The organism is Streptomyces sp. NBC_00887 (genome assembly GCF_045207585.1).
Genome location: NZ_CP108788.1, coordinates 1169865 through 1190946, shown reverse-complemented (window position 1 = coordinate 1190946; position 21082 = coordinate 1169865). Strand labels below are relative to the sequence as shown.

Here is a 21082-nt window from a genome sequence, read left to right as displayed (position 1 = left end):
CGCGTCCGTCAGGCCCTGACCGCTCGGGATGGTGTCTGATGCTGATGTGGTGGACTTCTCACAAATCGGGCGGCACAAGGCCACTGCTCTGACGATTTTGGCGGTCGCCGCCCTCTACTACGCGACCGCCCGCCTGGGACTGCTCCAGCAACTGGTGCGTGGCCAGGTCACGCCCCTATGGCCGCCGACCGGTATCGCGGTCGCCGCCCTGCTCCTGTTCGGAGCGCGGGTCTGGCCCGGAATCGCTGTCGGCGCCCTCGCGGTCAACATCTCCATCGGCCCCACGGTCCCCTCGGTACTGGCGATCGTCGTCGGCAACACCTTCGCCCCGATCTGCTCCTACCTGCTGCTGAACCGCGCCGGTTTCCACAACGGCCTCGACCGTCTGCAGGATGCGCTGGCCCTGGTCTTCCTCGGCGCCCTGGCTCCCATGCTGATCAGCGCGACCATCGGCAGCAGCACCCTCCTGCTGTCAGGGGTACTCCCGGCCAGCGGCTTCTGGCCGACCTGGTCCGTGTGGTGGACCGGCGATGCCATGGGCGTGCTCGTTGTCACCCCCTTCCTGCTCGTGGTCCGATGGGCCCGGTGGCCACGCGGTGTCAGCGCCATGATCTGGGTCGAGGCGGCGGCACTGGCGGCGTGCACCCTGACCGTGACGCTCCTGGCGACCAACGCCGGCAGCTCATCTCTGCTCTTTCTCGTGTTCCCCTTCCTGATCTGGGCCTCGTTCCGCTTCGAACGTGCGGGAGCCGCACCGTGCGCCCTGGGCGTCTCCACGCTCGCGATCCTCGCCTCCGGGCGGATGACCGGCCCCTTCGCCCACCAGGACCTCCTCACGAACATGGTCACCCTCCAGGCGTTCAACGGCACGGTCTCCCTCACCGCCCTGCTCCTCACCGCGGTCGTCACCGAACGGAACCGCACCCACGGCGAGATCGAGCGCCTGTGCGCGCAGCTCTCCGACGCGGTCGCGCACCAGAACGACGGGTCCCGCCGCGGTACTCCCCCCGACGCCTGAGACCGCAACTTGTGCCCTCACCGGACCCGGTGGGGGTCGGAGGCGCCGCCGGACCGTCGGCTGCGGCAGTGGGGCCCGTCCCGCCCCCGCCCGAGCAACCCCTCACCGACAGCGGCATGTGTTTACGCCCGGTGACGGACCTGCACCTACTCGTCGGTGGGGCCGAGGTCGTGGGTCTCCCGGAAGTCGACGGTACGGGCGCGATGGGCCGCGTGCAGTTCGAGAACGACGATCTCGTTGGTGCCCTCCTGGAGCACCGGCGCGGGGACGTACAAGGACCGCTGGGGCCCGCGGGACCAGTAGCGGCCCAGTGCGAAACCGTTGATCCACGCACTGCCCTTGGTCCAGCCGTCGAGGTGGAGGAAGGTGTCCGCCGTACCGGCGAGTTCGAAGGTCCCGCGGTGGAAGGTCGGACCGGTCGGCGTCGTGGTCGTGGCGGCGAAGCCCAGTCCGTCGAGAGAGGTCAGAGGCAGCGGCCGGTTGGTCCAGCCGACGAGCTCCGTGCCGTCCAGCAGGAGCCTGCCGGGCAGCCCCTTGCGGTCGTGGATGCCCGGCCCGTAGTTGACGCGGCCCTGGTTCTCGACGAGCAGGCTGAGGACGCAGCCCGCGCGGGGCACGGTGAAGGAGAGGGCGTGCTCGTGGTTCTCCCGCTCCAGGACCCCGACGCTCCGGCCGTCGAGGAAGACCTGGGCGCGGTCGCGGACGTGCTCCAGTTCGAGCAGGGCGGGTCCGGCGGCCGCCAGGACCGTCTCGTAGAGGACGAATCCGAAGTCCTGGCGCAGTTGCTCCATCGTCAGCGGATTCAGGGACCCGACGGCGTCACCGAGGCTCGGAGCCCAGTCGAACAGGCCGGCACTCTCGTTCAACGCCACTGCCGCCAGGGCGAGTTTGTCCGCGCGCGCGGGAACAGGCTCAGCGGGGACCGGTGCGTACTTGGCGATGACCTCGCGGAATGCGGTGAACTTCTCGGTGGGGTCCCCGGCTTCGTCGAGGGGTGCGTCGTAGTCGTAGGAGGTGACGGTCGGCCGGTAGGTGTGCTTGTCGTTGGCGCCGTTGGTGAAGCCGAAGTTCGTGCCGCCGTGGAACATGTAGAGGTTCACCGAGGCCCCGGCCGCCAGGGCCTCGTCCAGCTCCTGTGCCGCCTGGTCCGGGTCACGGACCACGTGGTGGCCGCCCCAGCGGTCGAACCAGCCGATCCAGAACTCCGTGGACACCAGCGGTCCGGTCGGCCGGTGTGCGCGCAGAGCCGCGAGGTTCTGGGTGGAGCGGCTACCGAAGTTGGCCGTGGCGAGGACCCCCGGCAACCCGCCACGCTCCAGGTCCGCGGGCTGGTCGCAGGTGAACAGCGGCACGTCGACACCGCAGCGCCGCAGCGAGTCGGCGAGGTGCTCCAGGTAGGCGGAGTCGTCGCCGTACGCCCCGTACTCGTTCTCCACCTGCACGGCGAGTACCGGTCCGCCGCGGGTGGCGAAGTAGGGCTGGAGCGGGGTGAGGAGCCGGGTGAAGTAGTCGTCGACCGCGGCGAGATAGCGGGGGTCGCGGGTGCGCAGGCGGATGTCGGGCTGCTCCAGGAGCCAGGAGGGCAGGCCGCCGCCCTCCCACTCGGCGCAGATGTAGGGCCCGGGACGGAGCAGGACGTGGAGGCCTTCCGCGGCGGCGAGGCCGAGGAAGGCGGGCAGGTCGAGTCCGCCGTCCATGTGGAACCGGTCCGGACGCGGCTGGTGGAGGTTCCAGGGGACATACGTCTCGACCGTGTTGAGACCCATGAGGCGGGCCTTGCGGAGTCGGTCTGCCCACTGCGCCGGATGGACCCGGAAGTAGTGCAGCCCACCGGACAGGACCCGGAAGGGTTCACCGTCGAGTCGGAATCCGCCGTCGTCGATCTGAAGAACGGACATGTGCTGCTGCTCCTGTGCTCAAGGGGGTGCGCGAGCGATCCGGCGCACGGCGGCCGGAATCCCTGCCGGATACATGTTTGCGTAAACATGAGGGCGATGGCAAGCCTCACGGGGAGGGACGGACGCCCTGCCACCACATGCAGACGCGCGGACGCGCCCGTACGCGGTCCGGCCCCGTGCCTACCATCCGGTCCAGAACACGTGGTTGACCGTCAGGGCCACGACTGCCTGTGCGGCCAGCCAGCCGCGTCGGCGCGGTACGGGCAGGAGCGCGGTGGCGGGGAGCAGCCAGAGGATGAAGGGCTGCCAGATCCGTTCCGTCTCCGCCTTGCTCATCCCTGACAGGTCGGCGGCCAGCAGCGCGAGGAACGCCGCCGAGACGAACAGGACCAGGCGGTGCGGCGAAGCCGTCGTCCCGGTTCGCAGGGCGCGCACGGCTCCGGGGACACCCACCGCCGTCCGGCGCAGGCCCGCGAGCGTCGCAGGTCCGACGGCGATCGCGGTGCAGGCGAAGTTCGCCCAGACCCAGTAGGAGTACGGCCGGAGTCCCCCCGCCCCCTGGTAGTAGCGATCGACGAGCAGGTGGTACGCCTCCCACCAGTTGAAGCCCGCGAGCGTGAAGGCGGCCGGTACGACCAGCGCTCCCAGCACGAAAGGGACGAGCGGCCGTGCGGTGCGAGTCAGCACGAGTACGGCGAGGAGCAGGAGTGCGATCAGCGTCAGCCCGTAACTGAGGTAGCAGACCAGGCCGTACAGCAGGCCCGCCCCCAGCGCGGCGGCTGCGGGGCTGCGGACCGTGCGGGTCGCGGCCAGGGCGAGCAGGGTGATGGACCAGGCGGCCACCGCGGTGAAGTAGCCGTCGGCCGAGGTACCGGCCCAGACCGCGACGGGTGCGAGGACGGTGAAGGGCGCGGCGCGGCGGGCGGTGTGCTCGTCCGTCAGGGCACGAACGGCGATCAGGGCCGCCACCGACGCGGAGGCGCCGGTCACGATGCACCAGATCCCGGCCCAGGCGCCGCCGCCGAGCCCGACGCGGTCCAGCAGGACGAAGGTGAGGGTGGCGCCCGGCGGGTGTCCCGCGACATGGGCGGGCCAGTTGCCCGGAGGTCCGATCAGGATGTGGTCGTTGAAGCCCTGCAGAGCGGCACCGATGTCGTCGAAGCGGCCGATGACTCTCAGGTACTCGTGCTTCGTGGTGAGACGTACGGCGATGCCACGCTCCCAGCCGTCGATCAGCGCGAGCGAGAAGACCCAGGCGAGAGAGGCGGCGTAGCAACTGAGAAGCAGTGCCCGCCGACGGAGCCGGCCGGCGAGGACGGGGCCGTACGCGACGACGGCCACGGCGACGGCCGGGGCGGCCACCGTGCCGGGGCCGACGTGCGGGTACCACGTCGCCAGCAGGGGCGCCCAGCGGACGTAGAGGGTGTGGTCGGCGTTCTCGATGGCGTGGCCGACGAGCACGGCGGCCGTGACCAGCATGATGCCCGCGCCGGCGGCCACGAGGTCACGGCGGTGCCCGGAGCGCTGTGCGGTCGGCTCGGTGATGTGCTCGGTGCGGTCCTCGGTCTTCACGCAGGCACCGTACGCACGGCGGTGCCGCGGTGGCGGGTGCCGGCGGGGCGCGTCACCGAACCGTCAGATTCCGGACTGCGTCGGTGGGCCTCCGGGCAGGAGTGGGCGGGGTGCCGGGCCCGTACGCTCCGAGGGGTGACGTCATCGTTTCGTCAGGAGTCGCACCCGCCCCTCCCAGGTTCCGCGGGCATAGCGTCGGGACATGGGCGACAGCCGTCGGAACAGTCCGACACCTCCCGCTTCCCTTTCCCGGCTCCTTTCCGGACGCGCCGCGACGCTCCCCGAACGCCTTCCCTCGGCGCCCGGGTTCTGGCGCAGTCCCGTACGGGGAGTGCGGTTCACCGCGGTGCTCGGCCTCGTCCTGCTCGTCGGGATCACGTTGCTCTTCGTCACGGGCCTGTTGTCGTACGCCGCCTACAACCCGGACCTGAATCCGGTCAACGACAAGACCCCAGGCAAGGGGCTGCTCGGCTTCTACCTCTTCGCCTGGCCGACCGGGCCGCACTGGCTGTACCGGCTGACGCAGGGCCTCCACGTCACCGTGGGGATCGTGCTCGTCCCGGTCCTGCTGGCAAAGCTGTGGTCGGTGGTTCCCAGACTCTTCGCACTGCCGCCGGTCCGCTCCCTCGGGCACGCGCTGGAACGGATCTCGCTGCTGCTGCTCGTGGGTGGTGCGCTGTTCCAGTTCCTCACCGGGTTGCTCAACATCCAGCTGGAGTACCTGTTTCCGGGCTCCTTCTACCCGTTGCACTTCTACGGGGCGTGGGTGTTCTTCGCCGCGTTCCTCGCCCATGCGGGCCTGCGGGCGCCGCAGGCCGTTCGGGTGCTGCGGTCGGGGGGACTGAGCGGGACGGTTCGGGGTGACCGGCTGGAGGCCCCCCTTCCCGCCGCGCCGACCCTGTCCCGGCGCGGCGCGCTGGCCATGGTGGGTGCCGGCTCATCGGTCCTCCTGGTCACGTCGGCCGGGCGGAGCTTCGACGGGCCGTTGAGGCGTCTCGCGGTGCTCACCCCGCACGGTGCCGCCGAGCCGGGCTCCGGACCCAACGGCTTCCAGATCAACAAGACGGCCGCCGCCGTCGGCGTCACCACGGCCGATACGGGGGAGGGCTGGTGGCTCACCGTCAGTGGGCCGGCCGGGGACCTCCGGTTCACCCGGGAGCAGTTGCTGGCCATGGACCAGCACAGCGCGGCGCTTCCGATCGCGTGCGTGGAGGGCTGGTCCACCTCCGACCAGTGGTGGCGCGGCGTACGGCTGCGGGATCTGGCGGCGCTCGCCGGGTACCCGGACCAGCCACCGGGCGTGCTGGTCGAATCGGTCCAGCGCAGCGGGCCGTTCCGCCGGGCGGCGCTCCGCGACAACCAGGTACGGGACCCGCGTTCGCTGCTGGCGATGCGGGTCAACGGCGAGGAACTGTCACCCGATCACGGATACCCGGCGCGGATCATCGTCCCGGCCGCCCCCGGCGTACTCAACACCAAATGGGTGGCCCGGCTGACCTTCGGAGAGCTGTGAACAGAACGGATCCCCGCGCGCTCCTGCGGCGTCGGTACGGGGAGGGGCCCCTGCACCTCGTCATGATGGCCGCTTCCTTCGCCCTGGCCGGATACGCCGGTGTACGGCTGCTGGCGGGGGACACGCTCGGCGTCATCGTGTGGTTCGTCGGCGCGGCCCTCGTGCACGACCTGGTGCTGGTTCCGGTGTACGCAGGGGCGGACCTGCTGCTGCGCAGGTCCTTCCGCCCGCGTTCCGTCTCGGTGAACTTCGTCCGCGTGCCGGCGTTCATCTCCGGACTGCTGTTGCTCGTGTGGTTCCCGCTGATCACCCGGCAGGCGGAGCGCTACGAGCCGGCGAGCGGGCTGTCCCCCGATGTGTTCCTGGGGAACTGGCTGCTGATCACGGCAGCGCTGTTCCTCGTGTCGGGGCTGTGCCTGGTGGTCCGGACGGTCCGGCCGCGCCGCAGGGAGACGAAGGAGCGGCCGCCCGCGTCCCACTGATCGACGGAGTGCAGCCCATGGGGGAGGGCGTACCTCATCAGGGCGGGTGTGCCGAGCCGGGCCCACGGGAAGGGGGCGGTCCGTGCCGGTCCGGGGCCGGAGGAGCGTCCGTCGTCCAACTGAACCCGGACCCGTTCGTCGATGTCCTGCGGCGCGGTCTCGGCGATGAGGAGTCCACCGGGGGCGAGCAGGTCCGCCGTGCGGTGCAGAAGGTGCCGCGGATCGCCTCCGATGCCGATGTTGCCGTCGACGAGGAGAACCGTGCCCCAACGCCCCTCGCCGGGCAGCGGCTCGAAGACGGACCGGTGCAGGGCGGACGCTCCGAGCCGCAGGGTGCGGTCTACGGCGGCCTCGCTGACGTCGATGCCGAGGGCGCGGTGGCCGCGGGCCGCCAGCGCGGCGACCAGCCGCCCGGGCCCGCACCCGATGTCCAGTACGGGGCCCTCGCACCGCCGCAGCGCCGACAGGTCCGCGGCGTCCGCGTCGGCGCACCAGCGTTCGACGTCGAGGGGCAGCAGCCAGCCGTCCGTACGGCGGAGGAAGAGCGGCCCGTGTCCGTTGCGCAGGGCGTTGGAGTACGGGTCGGTGCTCCATGAGGTGACGTCCGGGCGCGACGGGATCACCACACCGCGGTCCGGTCCCGAGCGGCTCATCGGACCGCCGTCCCGGTCAGCCGGGCGAGCTCGGCGGCGAACCGCCCGTGCGGCGCGAGGGCCGCGACCGCCAGGGCATCTGCCGCCGTGTCCACGTCCCGCAGCAAGGGAAGATCGCGAACGGCCAGCCCGGCATCGACCAGCCTGCGCCGCTGCACGGCACCGGTCTCGGGTACGGACATCGGCACACCGCGCAGGAGTTCGGGATCCGGTTCAACCAGGCCCAGCGCCCAGAAGCCGCCGTCCTCGGCAGGGCCGAACCAGGCGTCGCAGCCGTCCCAGGCGCCGGGGCTCAGTACGGGGGCCAGATCGGCCGCAGAGACCTGCGGGGTGTCCATGCCGATCAGGAGTGTCGGCCCCGCGCACGCGCCGAACGCGGCGGCGAGCCGCTCGTCGAGACCTCCCGTGCTCTGTGCCACCACCTCGATGCCGGGCGGCAGCCACGGTCCGGGCGCCCCGTCCAGGACGACCGCCCGCCGCGCGGCCGGCAGGGCGCCGACGGTACGCAGGGTGTCACCCAGGGCGGCCTCGGCGAGCCGTGCGGCCTCGACGGGCGAGAAGGGAGGGGTGAGCCGGGTCTTGACCCGGCCGGGCAGCGGCTCCTTGGCGATGACCAGCAGGGTAGTCGACCCGGCCGGCCCCGAACGGGCGGCGCCGGGATCGGATGCCCTCATCGAGAGGCCCCCGCCCGGACCGGCGGCTCACTCAGCACGGCGCGCATGTCGCGCACCGCGTGCCAGGTGCCCAGCCAGGTGCCGGTGACCTTCGACTTTCCCGTCCGCGCGACGTACGGGACGTCCGTCTCGGTGACCCGCAGTCCCGCGTCGGCCGCGCGCACGACCATCTGCAGCGGGTAGCCGCTGCGCCGGTCGGTGAGATCGAGCGCCAGCAGATCGGTCCGGCGTGCGGCCCGCATCGGCCCCAGGTCGTGCAGCCGCAGTCCCGTGCGGCGGCGGAGCATGCGGGCCAGCGCCGCATTGCCGGCCCGCGCGTGCAGCGGCCAGGCGCCGCGCTCCTCGGGACGGCGGCGGCCGAGCAGGAGATCGCTCTCACCGTCGGCGACCCGGCGGACGAAGCCGGGCAGCAGCCCGGGATCCAGCGAACCGTCGCAGTCGCAGAAGCAGACGAACTCCGCGTCGGAGGCGAGGAGCCCTGCCTGACAGGCCGCGCCGAACCCGCGCCGGGGTTCGTGCACCACGGTCGCACCGAGGGACCGGGCCAGCTCCGCCGAGCCGTCGGTGGAGCCGTTGTCCACGACGATCGCCCGCCAGCCACGAGGGACCGAGGCCAGCACCGCGGGCAGTGCGGCAGCCTCGTCCAGACATGGCAGGACGATGTCGGCACGGAGGGCGGAAGTATCGGAAGGAAGGGTCACCCGGATCACCCTACGGAGAGGAAGCGGGCATTTCGGGTTCCAGATTCTTACGAAATGTGGACGTCGCCGGGCAGCGGCACACGGGCGTCCCCGGCTCCGCGCCCCGGATGCCAAGGTGGGGGCATGCAGACGACTCCGGACACTCCACAGTCCGTCCCCGCCGACGGGGTGCGTCCGGCGGAGGAGAAGCCCATGCCGGCGACCGGCACGAAACCGGGAGGGCGCGGCCGCGTACTCGTCGTGGACGACGACCCCACCGTCGCGGAAGTGGTCGCCGGATACCTGAGTGGCGCCGGATACGAGGTGGCCCGCGCGGCGAACGGCCCCGCCGCGCTCGAGCAGTACGCCGCCCGTCGCCCGGACCTGGCCGTCCTGGACCTGATGCTGCCCGGGATGGACGGCTTCGAGGTCTGCCGCCGCATGCGGGCGCACGGACCGGTGCCCGTCATCATGCTGACCGCACGCGGCGACGAGGACGACCGCATCCTCGGTCTGGAGACGGGCGCGGACGACTACGTGACCAAGCCCTTCAGCCCCCGCGAACTCGTCCTGCGCGTCGACTCCGTGCTCCGCCGCGTCAGGGCCGCCGCGACTTCCGGCGGCCGCTCCGCGCTGCTCGAAGGCGCGGGGCTCGTCCTCGACCCCGCGGCCAGAAGTGCGACCTGGGAGGGCCGTGCGCTGGCCCTCACGCTGCGGGAGTTCGACCTGCTCGCCTTCCTCCTGCGCCACCCGGGGCAGGTGTTCACCCGGGAGGAGCTGATGCGCGGGGTCTGGGGCTGGGACTTCGGGGACCTGTCGACAGTGACCGTCCACGTCCGCCGCCTGCGCGGGAAGGTCGAGGCCGATCCGGCCCGCCCGGAGCTGATCCGCACGGTCTGGGGTGTCGGCTACCGCCTGGACCTCCCGGGCAGGGCTGCCATCCACGCCTCCGCCGATTCCGCCTCCGGAACACCGTCATGACCGACATCCTCCTCATCGCGCTCCTCGCCTTCCTGGGCGCCGCCGCGGCCGGACTGCTCGGCGCACTCGTGCTGCGGCTGTCCCGGCGCCGTTCGCTGGTCGTCTCGCTGACCGTCGTGGCCGCCGTGGCCGTCACCGCGATGCTCGCCGGAACACTGGCCGTCGCCTGGGCCATGTTCCTGTCGCCGCACGACCTGACGGTGGTCACGACCGTCCTCGCCATGGCCGCCGTCGTCTCGCTCGTCACCGCGATGCTGCTGGGCCGCTGGGTGGCGGCGAGGAGCCGCGAACTGACCCTCGCCGCCCGCTCATTCGGCGACGGCGGCACCTTCGCGGCCCCCGAGGCCCCGGCCACTGCCGAACTCGCGGCTCTCACGAGGGAACTGGCCGCCACCAGTGCCAAGCTCGACAGTTCACGCGAGCGGGAGCGCGCCCTGGAGACCTCGCGGCGTGAGCTCGTTGCCTGGATCTCGCACGACCTGCGCACCCCGCTCGCCGGGCTGCGCGCCATGTCCGAGGCGTTGGAGGACGGCATGGCCGTCGATTCGGGACGCTATCTGCGGCAGATACGCACCGAGGTGGAGCGGATGAACGACATGGTCGGCGACCTCTTCGAACTCTCCCGCATCCATGCCGGCTCGCTCACCCTGAGCCCCACGCGGATCTCCGTCCACGACCTGGTGGGCGACGCGCTCGCCGGCGCGGACCCGCTGGCCCGCGAGCACGGCGTGCGGCTGGTCGGCGACCGGATCGAGGCGGTGCCCGTCGAGGTCGACGGCAAGGAGATGAACCGGGTCCTGGGCAACCTCCTGATCAACGCCATCCGCCGCACCCCCGCCGACGGCACCGTCGCCGTGGCCGCGCAGCGCACGGGCGGCGGGGTGGTCCTCTCGGTGACCGACGGCTGCGGCGGCATCCCGGAGGAGGACCTGCCCAGGGTCTTCGACACCGGCTGGCGCGGCAGCCACGCCCGTACGCCACCGGCCGGCGCGGGACTAGGTCTCGCCATCGTGCGGGGGATCGTCGAGGCACACGCCGGCCGGGCGGAGGTCCGCAACGTGACCGGCGGCTGCTGCTTCGAGGTGACCCTGCCCGTGGCGTGAGCCTCAGGCGGACAGACCCGCGGCCGCATCCCGCAGCGGCGCCCCGGCGAACTGCGCCATGCCCTCGGCGAACCCGACCTCCGGCTTCCAGCCCAGTTCGTCCCGCAGCCGTCGCGAGTCCGCCGTGACATGGCGTACGTCCCCGAGCCGGTACTCACCGGTGGTCACCGGCGCGGGGCCTCCGTGGGCCGAGGCCAGCACGGCAGCCATCTCACCGATGGTGTGCGGCTCACCGCTCCCGGTGTTGTACGCGGCGAAACTGCCCGGTCCGCGTCCCGCGACCGCCTCCAGCGCCACCGCGTTGGCGGCGGCCACGTCCCGCACATGGATGAAGTCCCGTCGCTGACCGCCGTCCTCGAAGACGCGGGGAGCCTCCCCCCGGGCGAGGGCCGAACGGAAGAAGGAGGCGACACCCGCGTACGGGGTGTCGCGCGGCATCCCCGGTCCGTACACGTTGTGGTAGCGCAACGACACCGCGCGTCCGCCCGTCGCGCGAGCCCAGGCTGCGGCGAGATGCTCCTGGGCGAGCTTGGTCGCCGCGTACACGTTGCGTGGGTCGGCGGGAGCGTCCTCCGCGACCAGCCCGGACTCCAACTCGGCACCGCAGTCGGGGCAGTGCGGTTCGAACCGGCCCGCCACCAGATCGGCCTCCGCCCGTGGGCCCGGCCGGACACCGCCATGACGGGGACAGGTGTAGCGGCCCTCCCCGTAGACCACCATCGACCCGGCGAGCACCAGACTCCGGACCCCCGCCGCGGCCATCGCGGCCAGCAGCACGGCTGTTCCCAGGTCGTTGCAACCGACGTACTCCGGGGCGTCGGCGAAGTCCTTCCCCAGGCCGACCATCGCCGCCTGGTGGCACACCACGTCGACTCCCCGCAATGCGCGGCCCACGGCCTCGCGGTCCCGTACGTCCGCCACGATCAGTCCGCCGTCACGGCCGTCGCCGCCGGGCGGTGCCGCGGTGCCGCCGTGCGCCGAGGGGAGCAGGGCGTCGAGCACCACCGCCTCGTGCCCGGCAGACACGAGCGTCCGCACGATCTCCGAACCGATGAACCCGGCGCCGCCGGTGACCAGTACACGCATACGCCCACGTTAGGACGCCCGGCGCGGAATCGTCCGCCGACGGACCGGCACGTCACGAAGCCGTAAGCGGTATACCCGGACGAGCTCCCCGGCTTCCCTCGAAGGCATGGAGGGCCCGGACCGGCCGAACGGGACGCGGCAGCGGATGCCGCAGGGCGTCCTGTGCGTCCTGTCCGCGGAGGCGGTGTGATCATCCATGGATCGCAAGGTGCCCGAGCCGTATAGCCTGGCGAAATGCTCACAGAAGTCACGGCGACCCGCTACGTCACGCCCCTGCGGGAGGGCGGATCGCTGCCCGGGATCGTCGAAGCCGACGACCTCGGCACGTACGTCATGAAGTTCACCGGCGCAGGGCAGGGGCGCAAGACCCTTGTCGCGGAGATCATCTGCGGGGAGCTCGGCAGGCGGCTGGGACTGCGGGTCCCCGAGCTGGTGACGATCCAGCTCGATCCCGTCATCGGGCTCGCCGAACCGGACCAGGAAGTGCAGGAGCTCCTCAAGGCGAGCGGCGGGCTGAACCTGGGGATGGACTATCTGCCCGGCTCGCTCGGTTTCGATCCCCTCGCCTACGAGGTGGACCCTGCGGAGGCCGGCCGGGTCGTCTGGTTCGACGCGCTGATCAACAATGTGGACCGGTCGTGGCGGAACCCCAACTTGCTGGTCTGGCACGGCGATCTCTGGCTCATCGACCACGGGGCCACGATGATCTGGCACCACAACTGGCCGGGAGCGCAGGCGTCGGCGGCGAAGCCGTACAACGCCTCCGACCACGTCCTCGCCCCGTTCGGGCCGGACGTCGCGGCCGCGGCCGCGGAGCTCGCCCCGCTCGTCACCGAGGAGTTGCTGACCGGGGTGGTCGCCGATGTGCCCGAGGAGTGGCTGGCGGGCGAACCCGGATTCGACTCGACGGACCAGCTGCGCCGGGCGTATGTGGCGCCGCTGCTGGCACGCGCCGGCAGTGTCCACGAACGGATCACGATGGAGGCGCCCACGAAGACACGGGCATCCCAGGCCCCGGGCTGGCTCACCGAGCGCCTCGCGCCGCGGCCGCGCCCCACCCGTGAGGACCGTGCGGAGCAGGCGGACGCCGGACAGAGCAGCAAGGACGGCGGCCGATGAGCGAGCGCACTGTTTTCGAGTACGCGCTGCTGCGCGTCGTCCCGCGGGTCGAGCGCGGCGAGTGCTTCAACGCGGGCGTGCTGGTGTACTGCCGGGCGAAGTCCTTCGTCGCGGCGCGCACGCATCTGGACGAGCGCAAGCTGAAGGCCCTCGATCCGCACGCCGACGTGGTGGGCGTCCAGGCCGCTCTGCGCGCGGTCGAGGGGGTCTGCTGCGGTGGTGACGCCGCAGGTCAGGCTGCCGGTGACGACGCGGGGCGGCGCTTTCGGTGGCTGATCGCACCACGCTCCACGGTGGTCCAGCCGGGGGCCGTCCACAGCGGTCTCACCACGGACCCGGAGGCCGAGGTCGAGCGGCTGCTCGACCTGCTGGTGCGCTGAGCCGGCGGTTGGCGGCGCCGCCTGCGGCAGGTCCGGCAGCGGCGCCTTCCGGTGTGACATGCGCCCCTGCCCCCGTGGGCCGTTGACACCGGGTGCCAGGGCTTCTAGCGTCTCGTCTGCTGAAGGTACTAAGCGGTTGCTCAGTTATCGGGAACTTCCTGACGTCCGCTGAGCCGCGATCCAAGGGCGAGGAGAACCAAGCATGTCCACCACCGAGCAGCGCGTCGCCATCGTGACGGGAGCGGCGCGGGGCATTGGCGCCGCCACCGCCGTACGCCTGGCGGCCGAGGGCCGCGCCGTCGCCGTACTCGACCTCGACGAGGCGGCCTGCAAGGACACGGTCGAGAAGATCACCGCCGCGGGGGGCACCGCCCTCGCCGTCGGCTGCGATGTGTCGGACAGCGCCCAGGTGGAAGCCGCCGTCGCGCGCGTCGCCGCCGAGCTCGGCGCCCCGACGATCCTCGTCAACAACGCGGGCGTACTCCGCGACAACCTGCTCTTCAAGATGAGCGAGGCCGACTGGGACCTCGTCATGAACGTACATCTCAAGGGTGCGTTCCTGATGGCGAAGGCCGTCCAGTCGCACATGGTGGAGGCCAAGTTCGGCCGCATCGTCTCGCTGTCCTCCTCCTCGGCCCTCGGAAACCGGGGTCAGGCCAACTACTCCGCCGTGAAGGCCGGTCTCCAGGGCTTCACGAAGACCCTCGCCAAGGAGCTCGGCAAGTTCGGCGTCACCGCCAACGCCGTCGCCCCCGGCTTCATCGTCACGGAGATGACCGCCCAGACGGCGGCCCGCGTCGGCATGGGCTTCGAGGAGTTCCAGGCCGCGGCAGCCACCCAGATCCCCGTGCAGCGCGTGGGGTGGCCCGAGGACATCGCCAACGCCATCGCCTTCTTCACCGGCGACGACGCGGGCTTCGTCTCCGGCCAGGTCATGTACGTCGCCGGCGGACCGCTCAACTGACCCCGGAAAGGTAACGGACATCATGACTGTGCAGGACAGTGGCAAGGTCGCACTCATCACGGGTGCGAGCCGCGGTATCGGCTACGGCGTCGCCGAGGCGCTCGTCGCCCGGGGCGACCGCGTCGTCATCACGGGCCGTGGCGAGGACGCACTCAAGGAGGCCGTCGAGAAGCTCGGCGCCGACCGGGCGATCGGGATCGCGGGCAAGGCGCACGACGAGGCACATCAGGCGGCAGCGGTCGAGCGCGCCATGGAGGCGTTCGGCCGGGTCGACTACCTGATCAACAACGCGGGTACGAACCCGGTCTTCGGCCCGATGGCCGAGCTCGACCTCAACGTCGCCCGCAAGGTGTACGAGACCAATGTGATCTCGGCGCTCGGCTTCGCCCAGCAGACCTGGAAGGCCTGGCAGAAGGACAACGGCGGGGCGATCGTGAACATCGCCTCCGTCGCCGGTGTCTCGGCGTCGCCCTTCATCGGTGCCTACGGGATGAGCAAGGCCGCCATGGTCAACCTGACCCTCCAGCTGGCGCACGAGTTCGCGCCGGTCGTCCGGGTCAACGCGATCGCTCCGGCCGTGATCAAGACCAAGTTCGCCGAGGCGCTCTACGAGGGCCGGGAGGCGGAGGCGGCAGCCGCCTACCCGCTCGGCAGGCTCGGAGTTCCGGAGGACATCGGAGGTGCCGCGGCCTTCCTCACCTCCGCGCAGTCCGACTGGATCACGGGGCAGACTCTCGTGGTCGACGGAGGTATTTTCCTGAATGCCGGCGTGGCCTGAGTACGGCCTGAGCCGGTTTGGCCCTGAATGAGTCAAGCGCCCCGCCGGGCCAGCGGATTGACCTGGCGGGGCGCTGCGGTATGGTCTGCCGACCCATGGCTGATCGAGGAGCGTTCACGTGTTCTACCGGGCCAGTCTGCAGGCTGCTGCAGCCCTTGCATCTCTTTCTCTGCTGGCCGGCTGCGGTTTGCTGTCCGACAGCAGTTCGGAAACCGACCAGCAGATAGCCGTCGGGACGACGAGTTCGCCCTCGACGCTCGATCCGGCAGCGGCCTGGGACGGCTCCTGGGAGCTGATGAGGAACGTCTTCCAGACCCTGGTGAGCTTCCCCACCGGCACGATGAGCCCCGAGCCCGACGCGGCGGAGGACTGCCAGTTCACCGATTCCACGAGCATGGCCTACCGGTGCAAGCTCCGTCAGGGCCTGAAGTTCTCCAACGGCGAGGCGATCAACGCCGAGGCCGTCAAGTACTCCATCGACCGGATCGTGAAGATCAAGGTCAAGGGCGGCCCGGCCGGTCTGCTCGGCTCCCTCGACCGTGTGGAGACCAAGGGTGACGACACGGTCATCTTCCACCTCAGCAAGGCGGACGCGACCTTCCCGTTCATCCTCGCGACCCCGGCGATGTCGCTCGTCGCACCCAGTGAGTACCCCGCGGACAAGATCCGTGACGACGGCAAGGTCACCGGCTCCGGTCCGTACGTCCTGGAGTCGTACGAGCCCGGGAACAAGGCCGAGCTGACCAAGAACCCCAACTACAAGGGCTTCGCCAACCGCAAGAACACCGCCGTCACCATCCGCTACTTCAAGGACTCCGCCCCCATGGTGGATGCCCTGAAGAAGAAGGAGATCGATGCCACCTACCGCGGTCTGACCGCCGAGGAGGTCGTCGGCCTCGAGGACAACAAGAAGGACAACGCCGGTCTGCAGATCGTCGAGACCGTCGGCGCCGACATCCGCTTCCTGGTCTTCAACCCCAAGGACCCGGCCGCAGGCAAGCCCGCGGTCCGGCGGGCCATCGCGCAGCTGGTGAACCGTGACGCCCTGGTCGCCAAGGTCTACCAGGGCACCGCGGAGCCGCTGTACTCCATGGTCCCCAAGGGCATCGCCGGCCATACCACGAGCTTCTTCGACGCCTTCGGCGACGCGAACAAGACCAAGGCCCAGGCCATCCTCGCCGAGGCGGGGATCAACGAGCCGGTCAAGATGACGTTCTGGTTCACCACGGACCGCTACGGCTCCTCCACCGCCCCCGAGTTCGCCGAGATCAAGCGCCAGCTCGAGGACTCGGGGCTGTTCAAGATCACCCTGAAGAGCGCGCCGTGGAAGACCTTCCAGGAAGGCTTCACCAAGGGCGAGTACCCGGTCTTCGGCCGTGGCTGGTTCCCCGACTTCCCGGACCCGGACAACTTCATCGCCCCCTTCGTCGGCAAGGACAGCGTCACCGGGACGCCCTACCTGACCGCGGAGATCGATGAGCAGCTGGCGTCGTCCCGCCAGGAGAGCGATCGCGGAGCCGTTTCCACGCAGTTCAAGAAGGCCCAGGAAGTCCTCGTCGAGGACGTCCGGCTGCTGCCGCTGTGGCAGGGCAAGCTGTACGTGGCGGCCGGTGAGGACATCGGCGGCGGCGAACGAGCCCTGGACCCGCAGACGGTCATGCAGATGTGGGAGCTCTACCGCAAGGCCAGCTGGTAGGGCTCGGGGCGGTCGTTGTCAGTGGCCCCCGGTAGGTTCTGTGGTCAAGAACCGATTGTGTACCGGAGGTTGTGGACGTGACCGACACCGACCTGCTGCCCGAATCCTGGCGCGGCGTCCTCGACGAAGAGCTGCAGAAGCCGTACTTCAAGGAGCTCACGGAATTCGTCGAGGAGGAGCGGGCCAGGGGGCCGGTGTATCCGCCGCGCGAACAGGTCTTCGCCGCCCTGGACGCCACCCCGTACGACCGGGTCAAGGTGCTCATCCTCGGCCAGGACCCGTACCACGGTGAGGGGCAGGGGCACGGGCTCTGCTTCTCGGTGCTGCCCGGCGTCAGGACGCCCCCTTCGCTCCGCAACATCTACAAGGAGATGAACGACGAGCTCGGCCTGCCGGTCCCGGACAACGGATACCTGATGCCGTGGGCCGAGCAGGGCGTCCTCCTGCTCAACGCGGTGCTGACGGTGCGCGGCGGCGAGGCGAATTCGCACAAGGCCAAGGGCTGGGAGAAGGTCACGGACGCGGTGATCCGCGCCGTCGCCGAGCGGCCCGACCCGGCGGTGTTCGTCCTCTGGGGCAACTACGCGCAGAAGAAGCTCCCGCTGATCGACCAGGAGCGCCACGTGGTGGTGAAGGGCGCGCACCCCTCGCCGCTGTCCGCGAAGAAGTGGTTCGGCTCCCGCCCCTTCACCCAGATCAACGAGGCGATCGCCGCCCAGGGCCACGAGGCCATCGACTGGCGCATCCCGGACCTGGGACGAGGGGCGACCCGACCGGCGGTTCCGGTCCGCGCCTGAGCGGGTTTCCCGGCGGCTGCGGCTAGCGTTCGACCGACCGGAACGGGCTGGACGGCGTACCCAGGGAGACCGCGGTGGCGGAGCAGCAGGAGGCGTCGAAGGACGCCGTCATGACCAGGATCGGCCAGGCGATCATGCTGCTGCACGGAGGGGACAGGGAAGAGGCCCGCAATCGCTTCGGGGCCATCTGGTCGGAGATCGGCGAGGAGGGCGACGCCCTCCACCGCTGCACCCTCGCGCACTACATGGCCGACACCCAGGACGATCCCGGCGATGAGCTCGCATGGGACCTGCGGGCGCTGACGGCCGCGGAAGGGCTGAGCGGCGGGCCGGTCGCGGAACACCGGGACGCGACCGCGGTCCGGGCCTTCTTCCCCTCCCTGCACCTCAATCTCGCGGCGGACTACCTGAAGCTGCAGCGCCCCGAGTCCGCCCGGATCCATCTGGACCGGGCGTGGGACGCCGCCGGTGTGCTCGGCGACGACGGGTACGGCGGGGGCGTCCGCGCCGCCATCGGACGGCTGGAGCAGAGGATGCGGGGCAGCGCCGCCGGGCAGTGAGGTGGGCCCGCCCGTGACCTGGCGGGCCCACCCCGTACGGGCTTTCGCGGCTCAGCGGCCGTATGTCTCGTCGCAGATCAGGGACTGAGGGCTGCCTGCGGGCCAGCGCCCGTACCCGCGCCCGAGCCTGCAGACGTCGTTCCCGGTGACGGCGGAGCCCGGCACGGCGGGGAGCGCCGCGGGCGGCACGGCGGACAGCCGGTGAGGTGTCCGCCCCCTCGGGGTGTCGGCCGGTTCGTACTGCCGTGGGGCCCGTGGCGTGGTCCTCCGGGCCGGGGAGGGTGCTCCCGGGGCCACGGCCCGTACGGACGTCACGGGGTCCGGCAGGGCCTCGAGGGAGTCCCGGACCGGCGGCTGCACGATCTGCGGGGCCACGTCCTGGACGGGTCTGCCGGCTCCGGAACGTGGCGCGACGGTTCTCTTGGAGGGTTCCACCGACACGCAGCCGGAGACAGCTGTGACAGTAATCCCCACCAGCAGCGTTGCTGTGATTCTGATTCGATGCACCTGGGTAACTCTGCTCGGTCGTTTCGCCCGGTGACAGCCGGTGAGCGAGGATTGGTCCGCACGAGTGACCCGGTCAGCGGCGTGCCCCCGAACCGGGTGCGGAGCGTCAGGAGGGGCGTGGGGTGAGGGCCCGCAGGATCACTCCCCGGTCGTGCCGTCGATCCGTTCCCGTACGAGGTCCGCGTGACCGTTGTGCCGGGCGTACTCCTCGATCATGTGCGTGTAGATCCAGCGGAGGCTGAAGGGCTTGCCCTGGCTGCTCAGGCCGACCGAGAGTCCGTCGAGTTCGAACTTCGCCGAATTCAGCCGTGCCGCCTCGATCTCCGCCAGCCAGGTCGCATGCGCCTCGTCCCAGGTGTCCGCCTCGGTGAGGTGGAACTCCCCGTCCGGGTCCTCGTCGCTGCCGTAGAGGGGCGGTACGTCCTCACCGACCAGCACCTCGCGGAACCAGCCGCGCTCGACCTCGGCCAGATGTCGCACGAGTCCGAGCAGTGTGAACTCCGAGGGGGGCACGGACGCCTCCCGCAACTGGGCGTCGGTGAGGCCCGCGCACTTCATGACCAGCGTCTGGCGGTGGTAGTCCAGCCATCCCTCGAGCATCTGGCGCTCGGCGGCGTCGAAGGCGGGTTCGGAACGTTCGTCTGTCGTCATGCCGATCATCCTCACTCAATGATCATGAGCATGGCCAGCGGTTAGAGGTTCTGGGCGGCCTGGACGCCGAGCATCCCGCGCAACAGTTCGGCGCACCCGGTACGCAGTTCGTCCTCGGTCGGAACGGATCGGTGGTACGAGCCCGCGGCGCAGGCGAACATCATCCCTTCCGCCCAGGCCACGAGGGACAGCGCGTGGCGCTCCGGTTCGGCGGATCCGGCTGCGGTCATCAGGGCGACCAGGGGCTCGCGGAACTGCCGGCCCGCGGCATCGTAGAACGCCCGCAGTTCGGGGCGCCTGGTGGCCTCCAGGGCGAGTTCGTAACGGCAGACCAGAAGTTCCGGATGGCCGGTCAGACAGCGGTGCAGCGCGCGGGCCAGTGCGGCGGCAGCGGAGCCTGGGGCGCCGTCCGCCGGAAGTTCTCCGGGAGCGAGCACCTGTGCCTCGCGTTCCGCGAGCCGGCGAACGGCGGCTTCCAGCAGCGCCTGTCGGGTGCGTGCGTGGTTCGACGTCGACCCCTGGGGGAGTCCGGCCCGCTCGTCCACCGCGCGATGGGTGAGACCCCGCATTCCGCGCTCCGCGAGAAGGGTGAGCGCGGTGTCGGCGATCACGCGCGCGCGGGAGGTGCCGGGTGTCCCCGTGGTGCTTGTGGGCATGGGGTCAATCTACCGTCGCCACTACGGCTGTAGTACGGTGGATCTCGCACTACAGGTGTAGTTCCGAGGAGGGCTCAGTCATGACGACACCCCATGCGGTGATCATCGGCAGCGGAATCGGCGGACTCACCGCCGCCACGGCGCTGCACCGGTGCGGCTGGCACGTCACCGTCCTGGAGCGTGCGCCCTCGGTGGAGCCGGTCGGCGCCGGCATCAGCCTCTCTCCCAACGCGCAGCGCGCCCTGGACGTCATCGGCCTCGGCGACACGATCAGGTCCCTCGCCGCCTGGCAGGGCGACGGCGGGATGCGCAATCCGTCCGGCCGCTGGCTCGCCCGAATGAACAGCGCGGCCGCGGCGGAGAGGTTCGGCGGCCCTCTGGTCCTGCTGCACCGCTCCGTCCTGATCGACCTGCTCCGCGCCGGGATCCCCGACACCGCCCTGCACACCGGCACACCGGCCCAGCTCGTCGGCGCCGGCAGCGCGGGCGGCCGCCGGGCCGTCGTGAGGACACCCTCCGGGGACATCGAGGCCGACCTCGTGGTCGGGGCCGACGGCATCGGCTCGTCCGTACGCTCCACGCTCTTCCCGCATCACCCGGGTCCCACCTACAGCGGGTTCACCACCTGGCGTGTCATCGCCCCCGCGCCCGGCAGCCCGATCGGCTCGCAGGAGACCTGGGGCCGGGGCGCCCTGTGGGGCAGCCATCCGCTGAAGGACGGCCGGATCTACGCCTACGCGGCGGCCAGTGCCCCGGCCGGGGCGGTCGCACCCGACGACGAGAAGGCGGAACTCCTGCGCAGGTTCGGCGACTGGCACGCCCCGGTTCCCGGGATCATCGACGCCGTCACGCCCGAGGGGGTTCTGCGGCACGACGTGTACCACCTGACCGACCCGCTGCCCTCCTTCCACCGGGGGCGAACGGTGCTCGTGGGTGACGCCGCGCACGCCATGGCACCCACGCTGGGCCAGGGCGGCAACCAGGCCATCGAGGACGCCATCGTGCTCGCCCACCACCTCACCCCGGACGCCGACCTGGCGGAGGGGACAGCCGCCTACAGCGCGGTCAGACTGCCCCGTACGACGGCGATCGTCCGCAAGTCCGCACAGGTCTCCCGGCTGATGCAGCTGTCCAGCGGGCCGGCCGCCGCACTCCGGAACGGGCTGATGTCCACCGCCTCCCGCCTCGGCCCGGGACTCGTCCTGCGGACCTTCGACGGGATCGCCGACTGGCGGCCGCCCCGGCGCACGTATGCTGCCGGAACCAAGGACGGACATATGACGCGGCCGTGACACGGGCGTGCGCGGACGACAG

Annotated in this window: 21 protein-coding genes; 12 read left to right on the top strand and 9 right to left on the bottom strand. The window is 71.1% G+C overall.

What is annotated here, in order from left to right; translation table 11 throughout:
* Positions 1-28: 28 nt before the first annotated feature.
* Positions 29-1018: an MASE1 domain-containing protein gene (locus OG844_RS05405; protein ID WP_406388460.1), complete on the top strand. Its 990-nt coding sequence runs from the start codon at positions 29-31 to the stop codon at positions 1016-1018.
* A gap of 146 nt (positions 1019-1164) precedes the next feature.
* On the opposite strand, the gene OG844_RS05400 is transcribed toward OG844_RS05405, so the two are convergent.
* Positions 1165-2916: a glycoside hydrolase family 35 protein gene (locus OG844_RS05400; RefSeq protein ID WP_406388458.1), complete on the bottom strand. Its 1752-nt coding sequence runs from the start codon at positions 2914-2916 to the stop codon at positions 1165-1167.
* 180 nt (positions 2917-3096) lie between these two features.
* A complete protein-coding gene (locus OG844_RS05395) occupies positions 3097-4488 on the bottom strand; it encodes a hypothetical protein (RefSeq protein ID WP_406388457.1) in 1392 nt (463 codons plus the stop codon).
* 202 nt (positions 4489-4690) lie between these two features.
* On the opposite strand from OG844_RS05395, the gene OG844_RS05390 reads away from it, so the two are divergent.
* On the top strand, positions 4691-6001 hold the full coding sequence (locus tag OG844_RS05390) for a molybdopterin-dependent oxidoreductase (protein ID WP_406388456.1): 1311 nt from the start codon (positions 4691-4693) through the stop codon (positions 5999-6001).
* Between the two features lie 325 nt (positions 6002-6326).
* Here the strand turns inward: OG844_RS05390 and OG844_RS05385 are convergent, their stop codons facing one another.
* Genes OG844_RS05385 through OG844_RS05375 form a run of 3 tightly spaced genes read right to left on the bottom strand, consistent with a single transcriptional unit; the run spans position 6327 to position 8511 of the window.
* Positions 6327-7136 carry a class I SAM-dependent methyltransferase gene (locus OG844_RS05385; RefSeq protein WP_406388454.1) on the bottom strand — a complete coding sequence of 270 codons (810 nt, stop codon included), beginning with the start codon at positions 7134-7136 and terminating at the stop codon, positions 6327-6329.
* Positions 7133-7810 (bottom strand): DUF2064 domain-containing protein, encoded by a 678-nt coding sequence (locus OG844_RS05380; protein ID WP_406388452.1) that lies wholly within the window; start codon positions 7808-7810, stop codon positions 7133-7135. Before OG844_RS05380 ends, OG844_RS05385 begins: the two co-directional genes overlap by 4 nt.
* Positions 7807-8511 (bottom strand): glycosyltransferase family 2 protein, encoded by a 705-nt coding sequence (locus OG844_RS05375; RefSeq protein WP_406388451.1) that lies wholly within the window; start codon positions 8509-8511, stop codon positions 7807-7809. Before OG844_RS05375 ends, OG844_RS05380 begins: the two co-directional genes overlap by 4 nt.
* Positions 8512-8634: 123 nt before the next feature.
* Here OG844_RS05375 and OG844_RS05370 point away from each other — a divergent pair, with 123 nt between their 5' ends.
* A complete protein-coding gene (locus tag OG844_RS05370; RefSeq protein WP_406388449.1) occupies positions 8635-9471 on the top strand; it encodes a response regulator transcription factor in 837 nt (278 codons plus the stop codon).
* Positions 9468-10574 (top strand): sensor histidine kinase, encoded by a 1107-nt coding sequence (locus OG844_RS05365; RefSeq protein ID WP_406388448.1) that lies wholly within the window; start codon positions 9468-9470, stop codon positions 10572-10574. The genes OG844_RS05370 and OG844_RS05365 overlap by 4 nt, the downstream gene beginning before the upstream one ends.
* Before the next feature lie 3 nt (positions 10575-10577).
* On the opposite strand, the gene OG844_RS05360 is transcribed toward OG844_RS05365, so the two are convergent.
* Positions 10578-11660, bottom strand: coding sequence for an NAD-dependent epimerase/dehydratase family protein (locus OG844_RS05360; protein WP_406388447.1), 1083 nt, complete (start codon positions 11658-11660; stop codon positions 10578-10580).
* Positions 11661-11894: 234 nt separating this feature from the next.
* On the opposite strand from OG844_RS05360, the gene OG844_RS05355 reads away from it, so the two are divergent.
* The 7 genes from OG844_RS05355 to OG844_RS05325 all read left to right on the top strand — a co-directional run bounded on the left by OG844_RS05355 (position 11895) and on the right by OG844_RS05325 (position 17954).
* Positions 11895-12779 carry a HipA family kinase gene (locus OG844_RS05355; protein ID WP_406388445.1) on the top strand — a complete coding sequence of 295 codons (885 nt, stop codon included), beginning with the start codon at positions 11895-11897 and terminating at the stop codon, positions 12777-12779.
* Positions 12776-13159: a DUF3037 domain-containing protein gene (locus tag OG844_RS05350; RefSeq protein ID WP_356425990.1), complete on the top strand. Its 384-nt coding sequence runs from the start codon at positions 12776-12778 to the stop codon at positions 13157-13159. Before OG844_RS05355 ends, OG844_RS05350 begins: the two co-directional genes overlap by 4 nt.
* A 202-nt stretch (positions 13160-13361) precedes the next feature.
* Positions 13362-14123, top strand: a complete 762-nt coding sequence (gene fabG / locus OG844_RS05345; protein WP_351168460.1) for a 3-oxoacyl-ACP reductase FabG — start codon at positions 13362-13364, stop codon at positions 14121-14123.
* Between the two features lie 22 nt (positions 14124-14145).
* Positions 14146-14901 (top strand): SDR family oxidoreductase, encoded by a 756-nt coding sequence (locus OG844_RS05340; RefSeq protein WP_406388443.1) that lies wholly within the window; start codon positions 14146-14148, stop codon positions 14899-14901.
* Positions 14902-15019: 118 nt separating this feature from the next.
* The gene (locus OG844_RS05335; RefSeq protein ID WP_406388442.1) at positions 15020-16597 is read left to right on the top strand and encodes an ABC transporter substrate-binding protein; all 1578 of its coding nucleotides are present in this window, start codon (positions 15020-15022) and stop codon (positions 16595-16597) included.
* A gap of 77 nt (positions 16598-16674) precedes the next feature.
* Entirely contained in the window at positions 16675-17394 is a 720-nt protein-coding gene (locus OG844_RS05330) for a uracil-DNA glycosylase (protein WP_406388440.1), read from the top strand.
* 74 nt (positions 17395-17468) lie between these two features.
* A complete protein-coding gene (locus tag OG844_RS05325; protein ID WP_406388438.1) occupies positions 17469-17954 on the top strand; it encodes a hypothetical protein in 486 nt (161 codons plus the stop codon).
* Positions 17955-18005: 51 nt separating this feature from the next.
* Here the strand turns inward: OG844_RS05325 and OG844_RS05320 are convergent, their stop codons facing one another.
* The 3 genes from OG844_RS05320 to OG844_RS05310 all read right to left on the bottom strand — a co-directional run bounded on the left by OG844_RS05320 (position 18006) and on the right by OG844_RS05310 (position 19768).
* On the bottom strand, positions 18006-18461 hold the full coding sequence (locus tag OG844_RS05320) for a hypothetical protein (protein ID WP_406388436.1): 456 nt from the start codon (positions 18459-18461) through the stop codon (positions 18006-18008).
* Positions 18462-18599: 138 nt separating this feature from the next.
* The gene (locus OG844_RS05315; protein ID WP_406388435.1) at positions 18600-19112 is read right to left on the bottom strand and encodes a DinB family protein; all 513 of its coding nucleotides are present in this window, start codon (positions 19110-19112) and stop codon (positions 18600-18602) included.
* Between the two features lie 41 nt (positions 19113-19153).
* Positions 19154-19768, bottom strand: coding sequence for a TetR/AcrR family transcriptional regulator (locus OG844_RS05310; RefSeq protein WP_406388433.1), 615 nt, complete (start codon positions 19766-19768; stop codon positions 19154-19156).
* Positions 19769-19848: 80 nt separating this feature from the next.
* On the opposite strand from OG844_RS05310, the gene OG844_RS05305 reads away from it, so the two are divergent.
* The gene (locus OG844_RS05305) at positions 19849-21060 is read left to right on the top strand and encodes an FAD-dependent monooxygenase (RefSeq protein WP_406388432.1); all 1212 of its coding nucleotides are present in this window, start codon (positions 19849-19851) and stop codon (positions 21058-21060) included.
* The last annotated feature ends 22 nt before the right edge of the window (positions 21061-21082 follow it).